This is a genomic window from Lysinibacillus sp. NPDC086135 (genome assembly GCF_044746345.1).
Lineage (GTDB): Bacteria > Bacillota > Bacilli > Bacillales_A > Planococcaceae > Lysinibacillus.
In genome coordinates this window covers 41,172-62,512 of the sequence record NZ_JBIVCA010000024.1, presented here as the reverse complement: position 1 = coordinate 62,512, position 21,341 = coordinate 41,172, and the positions used below count along the sequence as shown (strand labels likewise).

The 21,341-nt window shown below is 36.9% G+C and carries 16 protein-coding genes; 11 read left to right on the top strand and 5 right to left on the bottom strand.

The genetic code is table 11. The features are described 5' to 3' along the window. Positions 1–1,047, bottom strand: a complete 1,047-nt coding sequence (locus ACIPKN_RS23490; protein WP_400940814.1) for a PseG/SpsG family protein — start codon at positions 1,045–1,047, stop codon at positions 1–3. A 262-nt stretch (positions 1,048–1,309) separates the two neighbouring features. Here ACIPKN_RS23490 and ACIPKN_RS23485 point away from each other — a divergent pair, with 262 nt between their 5' ends. From ACIPKN_RS23485 to ACIPKN_RS23465, 5 genes are all read left to right on the top strand, one after another. After that, positions 1,310–2,155, top strand: a complete 846-nt coding sequence (locus tag ACIPKN_RS23485; protein ID WP_400940812.1) for an NAD(P)H-binding protein — start codon at positions 1,310–1,312, stop codon at positions 2,153–2,155. A 292-nt stretch (positions 2,156–2,447) separates the two neighbouring features. After that, complete coding sequence (locus tag ACIPKN_RS23480; protein ID WP_323654144.1) at positions 2,448–3,002, top strand: NADPH-dependent FMN reductase; 555 nt, start codon at positions 2,448–2,450, stop codon at positions 3,000–3,002. 119 nt (positions 3,003–3,121) lie between these two features. Further along, positions 3,122–6,904, top strand: a complete 3,783-nt coding sequence (locus ACIPKN_RS23475; protein ID WP_400940810.1) for a DEAD/DEAH box helicase — start codon at positions 3,122–3,124, stop codon at positions 6,902–6,904. Position 6,905: 1 nt separating this feature from the next. Beyond that, positions 6,906–7,670 (top strand): hypothetical protein, encoded by a 765-nt coding sequence (locus ACIPKN_RS23470; protein WP_400940807.1) that lies wholly within the window; start codon positions 6,906–6,908, stop codon positions 7,668–7,670. Positions 7,671–7,834: 164 nt separating this feature from the next. Next, positions 7,835–8,908, top strand: coding sequence for a glycosyltransferase (locus ACIPKN_RS23465; protein WP_400940805.1), 1,074 nt, complete (start codon positions 7,835–7,837; stop codon positions 8,906–8,908). Between the two features lie 343 nt (positions 8,909–9,251). Here the strand turns inward: ACIPKN_RS23465 and ACIPKN_RS23460 are convergent, their stop codons facing one another. Together ACIPKN_RS23460 and ACIPKN_RS23455 are read right to left on the bottom strand one after the other, a co-directional pair. After that, positions 9,252–9,632, bottom strand: coding sequence for a hypothetical protein (locus ACIPKN_RS23460; RefSeq protein WP_400940803.1), 381 nt, complete (start codon positions 9,630–9,632; stop codon positions 9,252–9,254). Between the two features lie 170 nt (positions 9,633–9,802). Continuing rightward, positions 9,803–10,189, bottom strand: a complete 387-nt coding sequence (locus ACIPKN_RS23455) for a hypothetical protein (protein ID WP_400940801.1) — start codon at positions 10,187–10,189, stop codon at positions 9,803–9,805. Positions 10,190–10,648: 459 nt separating this feature from the next. Between ACIPKN_RS23455 and ACIPKN_RS23450 the strand changes: the two genes are divergently transcribed. After that, positions 10,649–10,840, top strand: a complete 192-nt coding sequence (locus tag ACIPKN_RS23450; protein WP_400940799.1) for an SCO family protein — start codon at positions 10,649–10,651, stop codon at positions 10,838–10,840. 499 nt (positions 10,841–11,339) lie between these two features. Here ACIPKN_RS23450 and ACIPKN_RS23445 read toward each other — a convergent pair whose 3' ends face one another. Together ACIPKN_RS23445 and ACIPKN_RS23440 are read right to left on the bottom strand one after the other, a co-directional pair. Then, positions 11,340–12,227, bottom strand: coding sequence for a helix-turn-helix domain-containing protein (locus ACIPKN_RS23445; protein ID WP_400940797.1), 888 nt, complete (start codon positions 12,225–12,227; stop codon positions 11,340–11,342). Positions 12,228–13,023: 796 nt separating this feature from the next. Beyond that, positions 13,024–15,210, bottom strand: a complete 2,187-nt coding sequence (locus ACIPKN_RS23440) for a DNA topoisomerase III (RefSeq protein WP_400940795.1) — start codon at positions 15,208–15,210, stop codon at positions 13,024–13,026. Between the two features lie 419 nt (positions 15,211–15,629). Between ACIPKN_RS23440 and ACIPKN_RS23435 the strand changes: the two genes are divergently transcribed. The 5 genes from ACIPKN_RS23435 to ACIPKN_RS23415 all read left to right on the top strand — a co-directional run bounded on the left by ACIPKN_RS23435 (position 15,630) and on the right by ACIPKN_RS23415 (position 20,733). After that, entirely contained in the window at positions 15,630–16,496 is an 867-nt protein-coding gene (locus ACIPKN_RS23435; protein ID WP_400940854.1) for a MurR/RpiR family transcriptional regulator, read from the top strand. A gap of 5 nt (positions 16,497–16,501) precedes the next feature. Beyond that, positions 16,502–17,617: a M20 peptidase aminoacylase family protein gene (locus ACIPKN_RS23430; protein WP_400940792.1), complete on the top strand. Its 1,116-nt coding sequence runs from the start codon at positions 16,502–16,504 to the stop codon at positions 17,615–17,617. 37 nt (positions 17,618–17,654) lie between these two features. Beyond that, positions 17,655–18,494: a GNAT family N-acetyltransferase gene (locus tag ACIPKN_RS23425; protein WP_400940790.1), complete on the top strand. Its 840-nt coding sequence runs from the start codon at positions 17,655–17,657 to the stop codon at positions 18,492–18,494. Next, positions 18,469–19,575 carry an o-succinylbenzoate synthase gene (menC, locus tag ACIPKN_RS23420; protein ID WP_400940788.1) on the top strand — a complete coding sequence of 369 codons (1,107 nt, stop codon included), beginning with the start codon at positions 18,469–18,471 and terminating at the stop codon, positions 19,573–19,575. The genes ACIPKN_RS23425 and menC overlap by 26 nt, the downstream gene beginning before the upstream one ends. 105 nt (positions 19,576–19,680) lie before the next feature. Further along, entirely contained in the window at positions 19,681–20,733 is a 1,053-nt protein-coding gene (locus tag ACIPKN_RS23415; protein ID WP_400940786.1) for a YkvI family membrane protein, read from the top strand. Positions 20,734–21,341 lie beyond the last annotated feature (608 nt).

Below are 21,341 nucleotides of genomic sequence, written 5' to 3'. Positions count from 1 at the left end.
CTAAGTAGAAGCGATATTGTGTCGATCGTAAGCGAAATCTAAAAGTAGTGACTGTAGTGCTTCATTATTACTTGCTAGATTGAGCTGTCGTTGTTTTTTTACAGCTCGTTCGCTTCGGGCCTCATGTAATAAAAACTCCATGACAGCGTTTTGGATTTGTGATTGCTTCATTTTGCGACCAAGTCCAAGGTGAATAAAGCCGTTCTGTTCGCGAGGGAAGGCATGTAATAGCTCAGCCTCAGTTTGTGCAAGAGTAATACAAGGTACACCATAAGAGGCGATTTTATAAGGTGTATAGTTAGCATTGCAAATAATTACATCTGCTTTTGGTAATAGTTTTAGGAGTGCGTTTTTATCACGAAGAATGGCGGTATTACGACGACTAAGCACCATCATTTGCAGATCATCGGTTGCGTGGCGATAGCTTTCATCAATCATCACTGTAATTTGTAGTGGAATTTGTAGCTGCGTTAAGTGTCGAAGAGTACGGTAGGTTAAGTTATGCTCGTCCCCATCCTCAAAAGCAACAACAATATGAGGTGGATTTTCAGGTATTTTACTGTCTGGTCTATCATCAAACTTCTGAAAAGCTTGTGGTAATGCGAAGTTGAAACTCCCCCCAATATAATGGGATGGTAAATAATCTTTAACTTCTTGATAGAGTGCTAGCAATACACAGTCACAGGCTTGGCCACCCTCACCAAAATCATCAAAATGAATGATAATTTTGCAGAACGGTCGTAAATTCTGTATTTGCCAGCTTTCGGAGTTACGACCATCTCTTACAATTAAATCAGGCTGAATACCTTTCATTTGCTTTGGTAGCTCATCGAAATGTTCAAATAAGATTGGCGAGAGATTTTCATTCATTAAAATTTGAATTCCATCGTTTGAAGGGGTCTTTACAAATATGAAAACTTCTTGATTTGTAAGTAGCTTTGCCAGCGTTGCAACCCGTTCAAAAGGATACAGCCCTTTATCGATACAGCTTTCAATAATGAAAACAATCGTCTTTTTTAGTTCCGTTGTTTGAATTTCGTTTTGCAAATGTATCCCATCCTTTCATCCGTCTATTTAAACTATGGTGAATGATGGGCAAGTATGTGTAAAAAATTAGGATTATTAAATCAATTTTACCGAGGCATAATTGATAAAAACCTAAAATTAAATGAGTAAGAGCTCTTTCTTTGACCGATAAATAAAGTAGAGTTTGCAAGAAGATACATAGGATTGTTGCAGTTTTTCAGCAAAACTTTCGTTCCGGCAGAGTAACTTTTGGGGCAAATGAGCATAGAAGGGGGTACAACCAATGGGAATGCGCGCAGCGATTGTTGTAGGGGCTACTGGATTAACAGGTACCTCTCTTGTAAAACAATTATGTGAAAATGATGAATACATTTCAGTTACGGTTATTGCACGAAGAGCGCTAGCATTTACGCATCCAAAGCTAGAAGTAAAAATTCGTAATTTTGATGCTTTAGAGGAAAAAGATATCGAATTTGCACATGAGCTTTATTGTTGTTTAGGAACAACAATAAAAAAGGCAGGATCACGTGAGGAATTTGAGAAAGTTGATTTTGAATACCCGTTAACGATTGCCTCATTAGCAAAAAATCGAGGAATCCCACATATGTTAGTTATTACGGCGATGGGTGCAAATGAAAGTTCTCCATTTTACTATAATCGAGTGAAAGGAAAGCTTGAACATGATCTTATGGAGCTAGGCTTACAGAGACTTTCAATTATTCGCCCATCTCTATTGGTTGGCGATAGAGAGGAATTTCGCTTTGGTGAAAAGGCGGGAGAGAAAGTTTTAAAATTAGTAAAGCCATTATTAGTTGGGCCATTAAAGCGTTCAAGAGCTATAGAAGCTTCCCAAGTTGCGAAGGCGATGATCGTTATTGCGCTGTATGGTGATAAACAGTCAGTTACAATTTATCCATCACAGGAATTGGCTAAGCTAGATTTCCCTGAAACGCAGGATGATGATGTTTCAAGAGAGCAATTATTTAATTGGAATAAGCACAATTTATTAGGTTCTAACGATGAAGAAGATAAAGTAAATCGTGAAGTCGTTATTAATCGAGATAAATATAAGATAGAGGAAACCGTTGTAGATAAAGAAGTAAAATTCCAACGTCGTGAGGATAAATAAAGGTCTATTACCGAAATTTAATCAATGCAGACAAGTTGATTGGAGTGAAGACTGGGCGACTCTTTGGGGATCAGCGATGTTTTATCTGCGCGAAAGCGCCCAGCCGGAACGGAAATCATCCCCACGTTATGAGCGAAATATTATTTTAATAATTTTTCGAAAGCATATTTCTTGTGTAGACTCCGTTCCGCCTAAAGACTGAATTTACGGTTTTAACTACTACAATTCTTTCCGTGCCTCTTTTCATTTGTTACAATATTATTGTAGAAATGAATGTGGAGGCAAAGTGAAAATGAAAATTTTACTCGTTGATGGCACAATGTTTGGTCGTAAAACTGGTGCTATTTTAGAACAAGTGGAGCAATATATTAAAGAATTAGATGCAGGTTTCGAGTTAGAAATTATGCATTTTAGTCAATATAAGCATCAAATTGTAGACGGTTCACCGTTAAATGATGACATGAAAGAAATGATTCAAAAGTTCGAAGAAGCGGATGCGTATATTATCGCTACACCAATTTTCCAAGCATCGATTCCAGGCGTTTTAAAAAATGCATTTGACTTCTTGCATCCGAAAACAATGCGCTATAAGCCTGTATCGATTGTGGCAAATGGTGGTACGTATCAGCACCATTTAGTAGTAGAAAATCAGTTGAAACCAATTTTAGATTACTTCCGTGCACTTGTAACTCCGAACTATGTATACACACACACATCTCACTTTGATGCAAATAATAATATAGTTGACGAAGATGTTCATAATCGTTTACGTGAATTGGCTCGTGTTTTTGTACAGTATTGTGAAATGAGCAAAACATTGCCGAAAGAACCGATTGATCAACATTAAAATAAAATGCATCCCTTGTGCAGTGGAAAGAAATCACTGTGCAGGGGATTTTTCTTTTCAAGTATCCTTTTACGATGTGATAAAATAGTATTTTAGTGAAACGGAAGGGAGGGCTGCTCATGCAGGACATCGCTATACTAGAAAAACAACGCTGTAGTCTAATTTTGACTAATAAGGCGAAGGAAGCGGTAGAGGAATGCTCAGCAAACGAGCATGCCTTTTTTGCCTTACAAAAAACAATCACCGTCTATATCGAAAAGCGCAAAGCAAAAACGGTTGGTGAAACATTTTTATCGATTTATTTTAATGCGGAGCAAAATGAAAAGTTAACCGACGTCCTTGCGGAGAAAACAGCCATTATGGATTGTGTGCTAAAGGTTGAAGGATTATTAGCTACAAATATTCGTTTTGTACATATGCGAGGCCCAATTAATACAAACCGTCGTTTACCGGCAGCATTACAACTTGTCACAAGACCGAATAATGGAGCAGGGATTCCGCTTGATCTTCATAAAAAAATAAGAGAGCTACCAATAGCCGAGGAACGCACAGAATATGTGAAAAAGCGTATCTCAAGCTGGGAAGGCTATTTAAAAATTCAAGAACGCGATGCGACCATTGATGATATTCATACAGAGTTTAAGCAAAGCTATTTTAACGAAGATTTTACTAGGCTGACAATTGTCTGCCCTTATATAAAATCGAAGGAATGGAAGAAGCTTGAAGGGTTAAGTGTGAGCATTCAAGGGGTACGCGGTGAAATTGGACAAGTATTGAAGGCTAATGCAGGGAAGCAGACAATAGAAATTGACTTAAAGCCTTTTGTGCAGGATTTAGCACGTAAAGATCAACTTAACCTTCGTTCAAAGCAAGCGAGCTTTAGTAATTTTGCGACATTGAGTCAAATTAGACGATTACGCAATGGTTTTACAAAGCTAGAAAAAGGCGAGGCAGTTAACCCTAATTTAGAGACAATACTATTTGAAAAACGCCCAACTGTACGAGCTTCCAAGCTTCAAGAGGATATTGTTTTTCACAATAATTTAAACGAATATCAAAGGCGGGCTGTTTTAGGAGCATTGTCTGTTGAAGATTTGTATGTGATTCAAGGACCTCCTGGCACAGGTAAGACAACTGTTATTTCTGAAATTTGTCAGCAAAATGTTAAGGCGGGCTTAAAAACACTCGTAGCTTCTCAATCAAATCTCGCCGTGGATAATGCTTTAGGACGACTTCTTTCCAATCAAGAAATTCGAATTTTACGTTACGGTAGAACGGAAAGCATAGAAGAAGAGGGTAAAAAGTTTATTGAGGAAAATGTTGCGCTTCATTGGCGTGAGCAAACTCTTGTAGCGATTGAAGAGGAAATAACAGCTTTTACAGAACGTGAGCAAGAACTAAAATCAAGTATTATCAAGGCTGAGGAAGAGCTAGAAAAGCTTGAGGCGTGGCTTGAGGAGTTAACAAAGGAAATAGCTGCAAAAGAGCAGGCCGCAATTGACGAGCCAATTTTACAGCAGGAAATACAAGCGTTAAAGAAAGAATTAAAGGCTGCAAAAGCTGGACAGCAGGAGAACGAGGCACATAAAGAGCATTACGAAAAACAGCTGGTGCAAATCGAGCCTGCTGTAAAGATGCTTGAGCAGACTCTTGCTGAAAGTCCGTCTATCGAACAGCTGAAGCTTACTATAGAAGAAACTACTCAAAAAATTGAGCAATTGGAAGCATCTGCTCAATATAAGGAGCTGCAAGAGCAAAAGCAGCATCTAGCACTGCAGTTCAAAGATATCCAATTGAAATATGAAGAGGAAAATAATCGTCTTCGGTTAATGAAGGAAGCCGAACAATATATCAGTAATTTAACGTCCTATGAGCGAATTGAACGATTTTTACAGCATTATCAAATTCGCCCATCTTATGTGCTGTCACAGCAAATCAGTCGTTTACAGCATTTAGAGGATGCTAAAGATTTAGACGCATGGGCAACTATCAATTCACGTCTACAAAAAGCGATCGCAAAGCTTGAATCGTTAGTATCCGATGAAGAAAAAGAACGTGCCCTTGCTAAAAGTAGAGTGCAGCAAGTTCAATCGTTTTCGCTGCAAAATTTAACAGGTGTTTTTGCACAGCTCAATACAGCCTTTCAAGATGATCAAACACCACCTGCCGAGCAAATTGAGCATTTCTTGCTCGGATTATATATGCGTCGTGATTTTGTCTGGCAAAAGGGTGTAGCTCTTAAGCAACAACAAGATCATAAAGATCGGGAGTTTGAGTCCTTGCGTAAAGGTATTGGAGGCCTATTACATCAAGAATGCGCGATTACTAGCTTTGACGTTCAAAGCTTGCAACGACAATTGCAGCCATTTTTACAGCATACAGAACGACTTCAGCAGTTAGCTGAGGCATTCCAAATTGATGCTGAGCCAGAAGAGTCTGTAGAACATTTAAAAATGCTCGTGTCACAATCGAAATCTTCTCTTCAAACAGCACGTCAACAACTTGAGGCAGTGGAGCATGCTAATACACAGCTCCTACCAAAGAAAGCGGCACTTCAAACAGCGCAGACTAGCTTACAAGAGATTGAACTACAGCTAACACAATTAGAAGAAAATATAAAAGAAATTAATATAGCTGGATTGAAGAAGGAGAAGCAGCTCACAGCATGCACAAAGCTTCTACAATCAACACCAGAGCGCACTTCCGAGGAAGTAGTGAAAGCAATGGCATCCTCGAAAACAGCAATAGTGGAATTACAGCGCAAGGAACAGCAACTACCTCTTCGAAAAAAGTTACAAGAGCAATGGCGTGACAAGCTACAAAATGCTACTGAATATGATTTAGATGAAATTCGTAAATTATATGTGCGTCATGCGAATGTTATCGGTACAACATGCGTTGCTTCGGCAAGTAAGGAGTTTATGGAGAACTACCCGACATTTGATGTTGTTATTATTGATGAAGTTTCAAAGGCAACACCACCAGAGCTATTATTGCCAATGCTTAAGGGTAAGAAAGTTATTTTAGTAGGCGATCATCATCAGCTACCTCCACTACTTGGAGACGATACGTTGGAAGAAACATTAAAAGCAATGCTCGATGAAAATCCAAACTTTGACGGCGCACAGGAGTTAAAAAATTTACTGCGTGAATCACTGTTTGAACGTTTATTCAATAATTTACCGCAAACACATAAGCAAATGCTGGCATTGCAGTATCGAATGCATGAAAAAATTATGCACAGTATTACACCGTTTTACGCGAAAGAGGAAAATGGTCTGCAATGTGGTTTACCAGATTCGGATGCAGCACGAGACCATTGCCTAGAAGGACAATTTGTGAACCGAGATGATCATTTGCTATGGGTTGATATTCCAACTGAAAAACCTTATCTAGAGGAGCAGGTAAAGGGCGGAACGAGTCGTTATAATGAGGGTGAACTACAAACAATTCGTCGTATTTTAATAGATATGAACAAGGCTGTTATTGAAGCTAAAACTGCTGGCCACATACCTCAAGATGCACAAAAAAGTGTTGGGGTAATTAGTTTCTATGGGGAGCAAGTTAAGAAAATTAATCGCCTTCTACAACAGGAATTACAGCTACCACATCTTCAATTTAGAACCGGGACAGTTGATAAGTTCCAAGGTATGGAGATGGACGTCATATTAGTTAGTATGGTACGTAATACGCCTAAAGGGGGAGACGTTGGCTTTGCAAGAGATTATCGTCGTTTAAACGTTGCCTTATCTCGTGCTCGAGAACTATTATTACTTGTCGGAAGTGCTGAGATGTTTGCCAAACGTGCGAAGCATCCAGATACACGAGAGATGTATAGCAATCTGTTAGAGACCGTGAAATCCTATAACGGCTTGCGTAATCATGAAGGACAGGTGATGTAGATTGTCAAAATTACAGCAGCGCTTAATGCGTGAAATTCAGCAAAATCGAAATATTAAAATGGTCAAAACCGATGAATGGTGCATCCCGATTCGAACAGTAGAAGTAACCTATGAGCCAGTTCGTCGTTCTACTATGGATGTCTTGATGACAATGCTGTTAATGAGCATACAGGAAGCGGATTTTGCAAACGCACAAGAATTAAGTGAGCTATTACTAGTTGATCCGTTATTTATTGAGGATTTAGTATCGTTAATGTCCCGAGTAAGTCTTATTGAGCAAACGGAAGACTTCTATAGATTAACCGCTAAAGGACAGCAGCAGCTGGAACGTGGCATCTTCGAAGAGGAGCTAGATGTCGAAATGGCTAACCTTTACTATAGCCCATGCCATCTTGCATTTCTTGCTGTCGACGAGGACAATATAGAAGAATATGATGACCTACCAGAATTATATCGCTATGTGGATGAAGAGGCTGAGAAGCAGGAGCAATTCGAAGAAGCAATGTTAATAGAAGCGCTACAGCAAGAGGATGAAGAAAAAGCTGAAGCTGGAGCTGGGGCCTCTCAAAAAATAATTTCAAAAATTGTTGAAACAGACGCTAAACAAATCAATGATATCCCATGCCTTGAATTTGTCCTTCACGATAAAGAACAAGATATTTTGTTCGTCCGAGTTTGGAATGCATTCTTAAATCAATGGGATTCACACCTAGAACAACAGCTCACAGAAAAAGAACAACTAAAGTGGCGTGAAAAGTACTTATAAGACAAAAAACGAACGTGTGCAGCGTTCGTTTTTTTTGATGGAAGAGTTGGGTGATAAATTATAAAAGTTGGGCGATAAAAACAAAAAGTTAGGAGATAAAATGGTAAATAGCCTCGTTAAATTTTTAAGCTTGCATATATTATTACAAAAAAAGGAGGGGACCGATGTTTACGATTAGTTTATGTATGATTGTTAAAAATGAAGAATGTACTATTGAAAGATGCCTAGACTCCGTTCAACATTTAGTGGATGAAATCAATATTATTGATACAGGCTCAACTGATCGTACAAAAAATATCGTCCGGAACTATACCTCACGAATTTTCGACTTTACCTGGTGCGATGACTTTGCCAAAGCTCGTAACTTTTCTTTTCAACAAGCGACGAAAGATTTTATTTTATGGCTGGATGCTGATGACGTGATCACAACAGAACATCAGCAAAAGTTCCTACAACTTAAACAATCTCTTTTTCATCCTAATGTCGATGCTGTTTCCATGGATTATTATGTAACGCTGGATGCTGATGGCTATGTAGAATCAAGTGAAAAAAGATTTCGTCTCGTAAAACGTGCGCATAATTTTCAGTGGCAGGGCGCCGTCCATGAATATTTAGATGTAACAGGCCAGCTCTTTCATAGCGATATAGCAATCACACATTTACCAAGAAAAAGTGATATCCATCGCAATATTACTATTTATGAGCGTTTAAAGAAAGAAGGGCACCCATTTTCAGCTAGAGAAACTTTTCATTACGCAAATGAGCTTAAATTTCACCAGCGATTTTTAGAAGCAATCAATCATTATAATATTTTCCTAGATTCCACAAAAGGCTCTGCTGATGATCAAATTCAAGCTTGCTTAAACTTAGCGGATTGCTACCAACAGCTACATGATTCAAAACAAGCAACACAAACTATTATACAGTCATTATTATATGATCGACCAAGACCAGAAACATGCTGTCGAATCGGTCATTTTTTTATGGAGCAATCGAAAAATAAAGAAGCTATTTACTGGTATTCACAAGCATTACAGCAACCTATAGAGCAGACAATGGCTATACACAAGCACGCTTATTCCACATGGCTTCCACATTTACAGCTAAGCTTGTTATACAATCGCTTGCGTCTCTATGAAAATGCATATCAGCATAATGAAGAAGCACGTAAATTTAAGCCAAAAGATCAGCGCATACTAGACAACCGAAAGTTCTTGTTAAGTCAGTTAAAGAAATAAGGCTGTCATGGAAAAGGAACATCAATAAAATTAATATATATACCGTAACCAATTAACATCGATACAAAAACAACAATTGTCATAAAAATCACATTCCGAGGTCTGAAAGTTTGAGCATCCATTCATTCATCCCCTTTCTAATTTGTGAACATTCTGTTAACTCAACATATGTTTTAAGAGTTTGAGTATGCAGTCAATTTTCGATATTTTTATTTGAAGCATAGAAAAAGAGCAAATTCACAATTAAGGTGAATTTGCTCTTTATATTGATCGATAATGACTATTAAGGTGACTAAGTAGAGGGCTCTAAATAATTTCTGCTTTTAACTTCTTTTAGTAAGTGTTAGTTACCATTAAGCGAAGCGCCAGCAGTGCATCCTGTACCTGAACTACTTTCACAATATACACGTAGTGAATATTCCTTACTTGACGACACTCCACCTAATGTTGAAGTATTTCTTTCACCTGGATTTAGATAAATATATCCTGCAAGTGGTTCACCATTTTCGAAAATTCGGAAACTTACTTTTTCTCGGCCTGTATTTACAACATTGTATTGCAATAGACCATTATTTTTTACACGTACTGTCGAAATACTTGGTAAACCCGTTGTCAAAGTAACGCTATCTTTATACGGCGCGGCTGCTAGGGCTTTTTGATTGTCAAAAGCTATTGGAGAAAGTAAAGCTGTAGCTGTCAATAGTGTTGCTAATAATTTTTTCATTTCAAATTACTCCTTTTCCGATTCTATAAGTATTTCAATTATCCACCAACTAACACTTGAATTTCTAATAGACAAATGAACTGTATATCTCGCTGTTTCATAGAGACGAGCTCATAAAATCTGCTAGTAAGTGGAATTTTTCTATACTTGATAAAAGAATTTATTTATTCTTAAGGGTTACCATTAAGTGATGCACCAGCAGTACATCCTTTACCTGTACTACTTTCACAATAGATACGTAGTGAATATTCCCTATTTGGCGACACTCCACCTAATGATGTAGCATCTCTTTTGCCTGGATCTAGATATCTACGTTCAGGAAAAAGTGGTTCACCATTATCAAAAATTTGGAAGCTCACTTTTTGAAAGCCTGTATTTACAACATTGTATGCCAAAACACCATTATTTTTTACACGTACTGTCGAAATGCTTGGTAAACCCGTTGTCAAAGTAACACTATCTTTATACGGCGCAGCTGCTAGGGCTTCTTGAGTGCTAAAAGCTGTTGGAGAAAGTAAAGCTGTAACAGTCAATAGTGTCGCAAAAATTTTTTTCATTTCTAACTACTCCTTTTATGATATTTGTATAAGTACTTCAACCACCTCAACTAAAACTTGAATTCTTAATGTACAAATAAACTGTATGTATTTGGAACTTTAGAGGTTTTGAATTACTTACAAATTAATAATAAATGCATATCCTTTAATTTATTAAAAATGTAAACAATTGTTAACTTGATATATTTTGAGGGAATACAGTCTGAAATTATAAATGATACTTGATCCTGGGAATTTTAATTGAAATTGAAATCTTCTTTAAAGAAGGGAAGGAGGAAATACCAATAAACGTTGTTATTGGAGGGAAAGATATTGAAGATAAAAAACCTATTTGTTTAATAGAGTTGTTATAGTTTTGTCAGAGTGTAGTAATTATCAATTTAACTAGTAGATGATTGCATCTATTTTAATCAAAATAATGAAAGTGTAGCGTTAGAAAATTTAAAAGGGGAAACCTAGTTGGATATATTTGTTTTTACGAACTGTAACACAGTTTGTCCGCCTATGTCATGTAATATGGCTGAAGTCCAAGGTTTACTAAATATTCAAGATTATAAGATAGTTGCCTTTACCGTAGATTCCGAAAATGACACCCATGAAGTTCTGTCAGAATATTTATCAAAATATAAAGTAGCTGATGAATCAAAATAGGAACTTTTAACGGGTTATAAACAAGAGTATAGTACAGCTTGCTCGAAACTCCTTCATCAGGAATTATAAGAATCCTTGTCTAAGTAACTGTCATACAATCTGACTTTACGATTACGCAAAGAAATTATGGTTAAAAGATTTCTCTAATTCCCATAATTGTCTCTATATATCAAATTGTTGAAAGAAGATATTTAAAAATGCTACTCTTCTTACACATAGGTTTATGATCAAGAATTGCTGGCATACTAAGTGAAAGTTTATAGGGATGGTACAATTTTAAAGAAGTGCTTTCGGGTGAAAACGAACCTAGTCAAGATGTAATATGTATTGAGTAAATGGACTTTCCTAAAAACAGGAGAAAAAGTTTGACTCATAAGTTATAATATCAAGTCGAAATATCGACGCTTTCTCAAATGCCTAAAATATAGCCTTTATTACTTAATGGGATATTGTATGCCCTTTTTAGGAGACAAAGAAACAAGGCAAGATAGAGGGAACCTTATTGAGAATAGGTGTCCTCTTTGAATTTTAAATTATAAATTTCCTGTACTTTTTCATAAAGCTCAAGGCATTGTGTGGATTTAAGCTTTAGTTCCAGTAAAGTAAATACATTTATAATTTCCAGTATTGTTTTGTTCTTTGACGTATCTCCATCTATAAGAGAGATTAATGCAGAGAAAAATTTAATCATTGTTTGCATGTACATATTATCTATAACACTTACTTTTACTTTCTCTAATTCAGCAAGGTATTTTTTAGCCCCATCTATATCCTTACACGTAATTTTTTTTTCTAAAATATTGAAAATTATTAAAGCAATTTCATTACGGTATCTCGTAAGATTTTGATAGCGCTGTAATGTTTTTTTTGTACGATCATAAACAAGATCAATTAATTCTATTGAGTAAAAACTTAAACTATTTGCAAACAAAGTGATTTCATAATAACCCCAGCTTTCACAATTCATTAAGTATTTTTGGAGTAATTCTATTTCTTTAGTATGTTCTTTTGTTCCTAGAAGATCATCAACCAACAACAATATCAAGGATCGAAAATGTAAAAACTTTAGGTTGTGCGTTAATTTATATTCATTTTCAACTTGTTCAACAATTAAGTATAAAGCATCTACATCTTGGTTATAGAAAGCTTCAACATACTTCCTCGTATAATCTAAGTCCTTATTTTCCTCATCATTGTATATGATACTAAATTCTTCTAGCGTGATATTTAAGTAATCTAACATTTTTAAAAATTTTTCTGCTGTCGTATCGCTTTCTCCTCGTTCAAATTTTACTATGGCTGGTCTACTCAGTAAATTTTTGTATAGAACATTAGAACGGACGTTTTTTTGTAGCCGTAACTCTCTAATTAATTCTCCAATTTTCATTTGTACTACTTCCTCCAACTTTAAGATGTTAACTTTTGTTTACATTTTAACAAAAAATGTATAAAAAACCAATAATATATATAGTAAGATGAAAGGAGGAGATGACGATGTTGCTAGGAATAAAGGTCTTTACAGTAAATGTCGGAACTATTATCAGTTCTATTTGGGACTTAATTGGTAGTTAATAATCAATCAAATGATTCTTTGAATATATTATATTTCCTTACATACCAATGAAATTAAAGATGTTCTAAATGTTTAAACATACATAAATTGATAATATGAAATTTAAATAATAAAAAAATCACGCATATTGCTATTCATGCAAAATACGTGATTTTTTTAAATTAATTAATCCGATAAACAATATAATTACACAATATAATTTATTTTGTCTATTAAATTTCTGTTGATATTAATTAAATACACACTTTGATTTTATTTAACGGAGGGGTAACGATTATTGGTATTAGCGAGGGTAAACTTTTATTTGAGCAGGGGGTACTGTCACATTCATAGTACGTATCATTTCCCCAAGTTAGACACTAGTCTATATTAACGTTTACGAAGATTTATTTACTTGTAGGCCTTACTAATTGCTGGTGTGGAGCATCAACAGTACTAGGAGATGGACTATCTACTGGACCAAAACCTTATATGAGTAATGTGCCTCTACGGTCAATATTTGTTAAAGAACTAGAAAAACGTGGCTTAAATCAATATGCTGATCAAAATGAACCATGAAGATTAAAAGAGGCCTCGCTAATGCGGGACCTCTTTATACTTTGTTTTAAAATTAATCAAATTTCATACCTTTTAATAAATCCGCAAATGCATTATTAATCGGCTCCGCCTCTTTTTCTTGTTGCTTCATATACTTCTGTACACTACGTTTATCCACTTTACCGCTTCCTTCTTTTTTACGGCGTGCTTCAAAAGCAGATAATTTTTCACGATGACCGCATTTACATACAAAAATTTGTCCATCGCCTTCACCACGTAGCTCCAGCTTTTTCTTACATTGTGGACAACGGGCATTCGTGACACGTGCTACGTTTTTACGGTGACCACATTCACGGTCTTGGCACACAAGCATTTTGCCTTTTTTACCGTTCACTTCAAGCATCGGTTTACCGCAATCGGGACAAGTCTTTGTTGAGATATTGTCGTGCTTGAATTTCTTATCACTATTTTTAATATCCGCTACGATTTCTTTCGTATGCTGCTTCATTTCATTGATAAACGTTTCTTTCTTTAACTTTCCTTTGGCAATTAACTCTAATTTTTGCTCCCATTCAGCTGTTGTCTCAGGTGACTTTAATTCGTTCGGAACTAAATCCAGTAACTGACTACCTTTAGACGTGATATGAATATCCTTCCCACGTTTTTCAAGTAAGAATGAATTAAATAATTTATCAATAATATCAGCGCGCGTTGCTACTGTACCTAGTCCACCCGTTGATTTTAATGTATCTGCAAGCTGTTTATCTTGCGTGTTCAAATATTTTGTAGGGTTCTCCATTGCTGATAAAAGAGTAGCTTCGTTAAATCTAGCAGGTGGCTTTGTTTGGCCAGAAGTTTGTGAAATTAAATTCACCTTTAACTCCTGTCCTTTTTCTAGACGAGGAAGTAATTGCTCTTTTACATCTTCGTTCGTTTCCTCATCCTCAAAACGATTTGAATAAACTTCTTTCCAACCAGCAGTAATTACCGTTTTACCACGTGCGATAAATTTTTCATTGCCGATTTTAGCTTGCACTGTTAATTGCTCAAATTCATGTACTGGGAATAGAACGGCTAAGAAACGTTTTACAACTAAATCATAAATTTTTCGCTCTTTATCGTTAAAGTTTGCAAAGTTAACATATTCCTCTGTTGGAATAATTGCATGGTGATCTGATACTTTACTGTCATCTACAAACGATTTATTCGCTTTAATAGACTTTGTAAGCACCTTATTTGCTAAAGAACGATATTCTCCTACACCACATGCCTTTAATCTTTCTGGAAGCGTGCTAACGATGTCAGAAGATAAATAGCGTGAATCTGTACGAGGATAAGTAAGCACCTTATGCGACTCGTATAACTTTTGCATAATATTTAATGTTTCTTTCGCTGAGTAGCCAAACATTTTATTGGCATCTCGTTGTAATTCAGTCAAATCGTATAGACCTGGAGAAAAAGATTTCTTCGGTTTACGTTCTATCTCAATTACTTTTGCATTTTGCCTATCTAAAGTATTTACAATGGCATCGACTTTCTCTTTATTAAAGCTACGAGAATTACCGTTTGCATCTTGCCATGTTAATTTTAATTCCGATGTTTTTGCTTCAATACCATAATATGTTTGCGCTTTGAAATTCTTAATTTCATCTTCGCGTGCTGCTACCATTGCTACAACTGGTGTTTGAACGCGTCCACAATTTAGCTGTGCATTATGTTTAGTCGTTAACGCTCTAGTCGCATTAAGTCCGATATACCAGTCAGCTTCAGAACGCGCTATAGCTGAAAAATAAAGGTTTTCATATGCTTTACCTGGTTTTAAATTTGCAAAGCCTTCTTTGATTGCTTTATCCGTTACAGAAGAAATCCACAAGCGCTTAATTGGTTTATTTACTTTAGCACGCTCAATAATCCAGCGTGCTACTAGCTCACCTTCACGTCCAGCATCGGTTGCTATTATGATTTCATTTACATCACCACGTATTAGTTGTGATTTAACAGCATTATATTGTTTACTTGTTTGCTTAATCGTTGTGAGTTTTAAACGTTCTGGTAGCATCGGTAAATCTGCTAAGTCCCACTTTTTATATTTCTCATCATAGCTTTCTGGGTCGGCAAGTGTTACTAAATGACCCAGCGCCCATGTGACGATATATTTGTCACCTTCTAAGAATCCATTACCCTTTTTGTTACATTTCAGTACATTTGCAATATCGCGTGCCACTGAAGGTTTTTCTGCTAAAACTAAACTTTTCGCCATATTTTGAACTCCTTTTACTATCTTGTACTGTTAATAGTAACATAGTTAGTAATAGCTGAAGTATGTATAACCCTTAAACTTCCTTGCCAACACGATGTTGGTCACGAAGGCGTTATCACAGGACGTGATGCTTTTAGCCTTCGTTTCTCTTGCTGATCCCAAGGAATCGCCCAGTATCCACTCCAATCAACTTATTCACATGATTCAACTTTTGGAGATGAGCTACCTTTGTTGTTCATTTCGTAGATTGAAACCGGTGCCACAGAATGGTTCTTTGTTCTTGCAAAATTTTTATTTTTTAAATATAAACAGAAATTTCAGAAAATATATTGAGTTAAGAAAATAAGTATGCTACTGTATGTAACATGAAAATGCAGTTTGAGCTTCAAAAAATAAAATGAGAAGGATGAACTTCTTTGATGGATAATCAAACAATTCAACAAGTCATTCAACATAAATATCAGGAGCTTTCAAAGAGTCAGCAAAAGGTAGCGATCTTCATCCTCAAAAATTTGCAGACTGTTGGTGTTCATTCAGCCGCATATGTGGGGGAGAAGGCAGGGGTAAGTGAAACGACGGTTATCCGCTTTTGCTACGCTATCGGATTATCGGGTTATGCTGAGCTGCAGCGTGAGATTACGATGCAGTTATTCAATGAAGGAAATACTAGTAGCTTACACAATTATTTGCAATCAAAGCAGGCACTTTTTGAGACCCCGCGTTTTTATGAAAAAACGATGGAAAAGGATGCAGCGAGTATTTTAAATGTTGCGAAGAACATCAACGAGGAAGATTTTAATCGTGCTTCCATTCTGCTGCATACGAAGAAAAAAATTTATATTGTCGGGAATGGGTCCTCCCATTTAGCGGCACAATGGTTGTGTTTTACGTTAAATATACTACGTCCTAACGTAGTGCTTTTAGATTTTGAAACTAGTGAAATCATTAGAGCTTTACAAGAAATTGATGAGGATAGTGTGGTCATTATTTTATCGTTTCATCGTTATTTTAAAGAACCGATTCAATTTGCAGCCGAAATTCAAGAAAAAAATTGCGAGATTATTGGTATTACAGATTCTAAAATTGCACCTATCACGCAATATGCGACGATTACCTTAGTGAATGAACAACAAGAAATGTCTACGATTGATGCAATGCCAGCACTGATTTCATTTTTAAATACACTAATTGCAGGTATGACTACACAAAATCACGACTATTATGAAAATCAACGCGTAAAATATGATGATTTCCAACATAGCTTTTTAGCAAATCGATGGAGTTGAATACAATGAATCAAATTTTACAAAACTTACAGCCGAGATTGGCTGATATTTTTACATATTTACATGAGCATCCGGAAATTAGCTGGCAAGAAAAGAAGACAACGCAATACATCGCCGGTTTATTGAAGGAGGCACAGATGGAGCCTCAATTGTTTGAGGATATGACGGGATTGTATGTAGATATTGGTGAAGGAATACCGAGAGTCGGATTTCGTACGGATATTGATGCTCTATGGCAGGAAGTAGATGGTGAATTTAAGGCTAATCATTCTTGTGGCCATGACGGTCACATGACGATGGCTATTGGGACGGCACTCGTGTTAAAGGATATGGAGCATTTACTCCCAGGCGCAGTACGTATTCTTTTTCAGCCTGCTGAAGAAAAGGCACAGGGCGCTCGCACATTCGTCGAGAAGGGGCTTATCGATCATTTAGAATACTTATTTGGTGTCCATGTTCGTCCGTTAAAAGAATTAAGGGACGGGACGTATGCTCCAGCATTGTACCACGGTGCTGCAAAGCTTTTTACTGGGACAATTCTTGGGGAAGAGGCTCATGGCGCACGACCTGAACTCGGCATTAATGCAATTGAAGTAGGGGCTGCATTTGTCGAAGGTTTACAAAAGCTCTGGACAGACCCCAATGTCTCTGCTTCAGTCAAAATGACACAATTTAATGCAGGAGGAACCTCGACGAATATTATTCCGGGGAAAGCAACATTTAGCATCGATGCACGAGCACAAACAAATGAAGTAATGCAAACTCTCACGGATGGTATTGAACGTGTAAAAGCATCGATAGAAGTGATGTATGGTGCAAAAATTTCCTTACATGTAGATGCACATATTGTTGCAGCATTAGTGAATGATGAGGCATTACAACATATGAAAGCAGCGATAGTTGACGTAGTTGGTGAAAAAGCATGTGCTTCATCAGTCGTCACTCCTGGAGGAGAGGATTTTCATTTTTATACGTATGAACGTCCGAACCTGAAAGCAACAATGCTAGGCTTAGGCTGTGGTGTAATACCAGGATTACATCATCCGAACATGACCTTTAATCGAGAGCGGCTTATTACCGGCGTGAACATTATCACGAGAGCTATTTTACGAGCTTTATAGACCTTAACTGAGGGCCATTAAGAAAGGAGCGATAGCAATGATTAACATAAGGGAAATAAAGACAATCGAACAGCTGGAGCAAGTTCAACAATTGGAATATAACGTTTGGGGCATGCCTTCAATTCCCATTCATCAAACTTTAACAGCTGTGAAAAATGGCGGTATCGTTGTTGGTGCCTATGATGGTGATCAATTAGTTGGCTTTAGCTATGGCTTTTCGGGGTTTCGAGAGGGCAAAAGCTATTTATGTTCCCATATGTTAGGGATAGACGAAAATTTCCGCTCCCAAGGAATAGGTGAACAATTAAAATATGCCCAGCAAGCTATTGCTATTGAGAGGGGCTACGATTTAATGGTGTGGACGTTTGATCCGCTGGAAACTCGAAATGGTTTTCTCAATCTGTCCAAATTAAATGGTATTTGTAATACGTATATAGAAAACTGCTACGGTGAAATGCAGGATGGCTTAAATAAGGGACTACCTTCAGACCGTTTTGAGGTGTGTTGGCATATAACCTCTAATTACGTAAGTAAAAATCTTTCAATAGATACGACGGATGCCATACCAGTGGCTAGCTGTGTATTAAATGAACAAGGATTTCTATGTTTAAATATATCTGAAAATTTAAAATGTAAGGAAAACTCATATACATTGCCTGTACCAAAGGATTTTCAAGCATTGAAGCTACAAGATCCAGCATTAGCATTGGACTGGCGTTTCAAAACGAGATATTTATTACAACGCTTATTTGCACAAGGCTATGCGGCAGTTCAATTGCAGCAACAAGAATATTACAACGAGTATGTCCTAGTAAAATTAGAAACTTTAGATCTGGAAGGGGTAAACCAATATGAAAATTATGGAAATTTCCATTAGACATTTAAAAATGAAATTAAAAGAACCATTTACAACTAGCTTTGGCACATTCGAGGATAAAGATTTTTTAGTTTTAGAGGCCAAGGATGAGGCAGGAACAATCGGTTGGGGAGAATCTGTTGCATTCCATTCTCCTTGGTACAACGAGGAAACATTGCAAACGAACTGGCATATGCTAGAGGATTTTTTAATCCCTCTTATTTTAAATAAAGAGCTTCAGCATCCGGATGAGGTCAATGAGCTATTTAAACCAATTCGCAAAAATAATATGGCGAAATCAACGATTGAAGGTGCTATTTGGGATATTTACGCCCAACAGACGAATCAATCACTGGCGGCCGCACTTGGTGGTAAAAAGGATAACATTGAAGTAGGGATCAGTATCGGTATTCAAAAAACAATCGAGGACCTAATTGCGTTAGTAGATGGCTTTGTGAATGAAGGCTATAAACGAATGAAAATCAAAATTAAGCCATGCTGGGATGTAGAGGTCATGCGTACATTACGTGAAACGTTCCCTGATGTGGCGTTTATGGCAGATGCGAACTCAGCTTATCGTCTCGAAGATGCTGAGACGCTCAAGCAGCTAGATGCTTTTAATTTAACGATGATCGAACAGCCATTGGCGTCGGATGACATCATTGACCACGCAGCATTACAAAAATTAATCGATACGCCAATCTGCTTAGACGAAAGTATCCATTCTTTAGAAGATGCACGTAAAGCTATTGAGTTAGGCGGTACTAAAATTATTAACATTAAAATTGGTCGTGTTGGTGGCTTAACAGAAGCGAAGAAAATACATGATTATTGTGAGGCAAATAACATTCCAGTTTGGTGTGGAGGCATGCTAGAGTCTGGTATTGGTCGTGCACATAATGTGGCATTAACTACATTATCGAATTTCATTTTACCTGGAGATACTGCAGGCTCAAACCGTTATTGGGAAAAAGATATCATCAACCCAGAAGTTGTAGTGAAGGACGGTTATATTGAAGTTCCTCAAAAAGCAGGAATCGGCTATGAAGTGAGTAGGGAGACAATCGATTTATTCACAGTAGCACAGAAAATATATAAATAATGCGATCTTAGAAAACTTATGGATAGAACTTAAATCATAAGGCGATGACTCCTACGAGGAATCAACCGTCTTATGGATTTTAAAAAATAGATAAGCAGGTGGTCTATGAAAAAAAGTTGGCAGATAGGTGGGGCATTTGTAGGATTAATCGTTGGTGCTGGCTTTGCATCAGGACAAGAAATTATGCAATATTTTACGAGCTTTGGTCTTTACGGTATAGCAGGGGGAATTGTCGCAACAATTGCATTTGCCTTTTTAGGGATGAGTCTAGCACAATTAGGAGCGGATTCACAAACGACCTCTCATAAAGAGGTTATCTATCAAATTGGTGGACGGTATGTTGGGGTACTATTAGATATTGTCATTACATTCTTCTTATTTGGCGTTGCGGTTGTTATGTTTGCTGGTTCGGGGTCTACATTCGAGCAAATGTTTAATATAAATCCGATGATTGGTAGTATTTTTATGGTAATCATTACGATTTTAACATTGCTATTAAATGTAAAAAACATTATTAATATAATAGCTTTAGTGACGCCATATTTAATGGGAATCGTTTTTATTATATTAATTTATTCTATTTTCACGATGGACTTAACAATTGCCGAACAGAATGTGTTAGCGCAGGAGCAAACATCGGCGTCTTCTAATTGGATATTGGGCGCACTTCTCTATGTATCTTATAACATAGCTGCTGGTACTGCGATGTTAATTGTTATGGGGGGAACGGTAAAAGAGCGCAAGATTGCTGGTTTAGGTGGTCTTCTTGGTGGCGTAATGCTCGGTGTTTTAATCATACTTATTAATATTGCTTTGTTCGTTAAAATGGATGTAGTTGGTGGGACGGCAATGCCAACATTAGAGCTAGCAAAACAAATTCATCCTGTAGTAGGTATTTTAATGTCTATTGCTCTATTAGGTATGATGTACAATACAGCTGTAGGAATGCTTTATGCATTTACAGTACGTTTTATAGCGCCTGACCATAAAAGCTTTAAATTGGGTATTGTGGTAATAGGCTTAATAGGCTTTGTCGCGAGTTTAGTAGGGTTCACGACATTAGTTGGAAAGGTATATTCAACAATGGGGTATTTAGGCTTTGCACTAATCATTGCTATTATCATCTCGTGGCTACGTAAAATACCAAAAGCTTCATAACTATATTTTTGAGATTCTCTAGTGTTTTTATATAGCGCTAGGGAATTTTTTTGGATCTTAGTAATGAAAACAAGTTGAAAATCATACAGTAATTGTATGTTTGTTTATCTTCATTCAGCAAATGTTTTATGTAACGTAAGTGAAACGGCAGTTACAAATCTCTCTTGTAGCGAAAGCAAAGCGACAGCGGCCAATTACACCAAGGCGAAATCGATTTGTATAGATTTTAAAAATTCTGCTTTATGTGAAATAAATTCTCGTAATTTAAAATAAAATCTACATCGATGCTAGACACTAATTTTTGTAAATGCTATATTAATGGTGTCATAGTTTTTTTATAATTAAGAAAAGTCAGGTTTCTCCGCCGATAGATGGGATGGCATTTTGCTAAAACATATACCATATGCGTAAGTTGATTGGAGTGGAGGTTGGGCGACTCCTCGGGGATCAGCGTCACAGATGAGACCCTGGAGCGAGCATCGCGAGTGAAGCGGCTCATCGGACGCCCCCAGGAAGCTTTGCTCTGTGCGAAAGCGAAGCGTCAGCAACAAATGTTTTCTGTAGCGAAAGCGAAGCGTCAGCTACAAATGTTTTTTCTGTGCGAAAGC

Coding starts and splice junctions, on each gene's coding strand:
- ACIPKN_RS23435 (WP_400940854.1), top strand. CDS start 15,630: ATGGATAATCAAACAATTCAACAAGTCATTCAACATAAATATCAGGAG.
- ACIPKN_RS23455 (WP_400940801.1), bottom strand. CDS start 10,189: ATGAAAAAAATTTTTGCGACACTATTGACTGTTACAGCTTTACTTTCT.
- ACIPKN_RS23460 (WP_400940803.1), bottom strand. CDS start 9,632: ATGAAAAAATTATTAGCAACACTATTGACAGCTACAGCTTTACTTTCT.
- ACIPKN_RS23480 (WP_323654144.1), top strand. CDS start 2,448: ATGAAAATTTTACTCGTTGATGGCACAATGTTTGGTCGTAAAACTGGT.
- ACIPKN_RS23485 (WP_400940812.1), top strand. CDS start 1,310: ATGGGAATGCGCGCAGCGATTGTTGTAGGGGCTACTGGATTAACAGGT.
- ACIPKN_RS23445 (WP_400940797.1), bottom strand. CDS start 12,227: ATGAAAATTGGAGAATTAATTAGAGAGTTACGGCTACAAAAAAACGTC.
- ACIPKN_RS23440 (WP_400940795.1), bottom strand. CDS start 15,210: ATGGCGAAAAGTTTAGTTTTAGCAGAAAAACCTTCAGTGGCACGCGAT.
- ACIPKN_RS23465 (WP_400940805.1), top strand. CDS start 7,835: ATGTTTACGATTAGTTTATGTATGATTGTTAAAAATGAAGAATGTACT.
- ACIPKN_RS23425 (WP_400940790.1), top strand. CDS start 17,655: ATGATTAACATAAGGGAAATAAAGACAATCGAACAGCTGGAGCAAGTT.
- ACIPKN_RS23415 (WP_400940786.1), top strand. CDS start 19,681: ATGAAAAAAAGTTGGCAGATAGGTGGGGCATTTGTAGGATTAATCGTT.
- menC (WP_400940788.1), top strand. CDS start 18,469: ATGAAAATTATGGAAATTTCCATTAGACATTTAAAAATGAAATTAAAA.
- ACIPKN_RS23430 (WP_400940792.1), top strand. CDS start 16,502: ATGAATCAAATTTTACAAAACTTACAGCCGAGATTGGCTGATATTTTT.
- ACIPKN_RS23475 (WP_400940810.1), top strand. CDS start 3,122: ATGCAGGACATCGCTATACTAGAAAAACAACGCTGTAGTCTAATTTTG.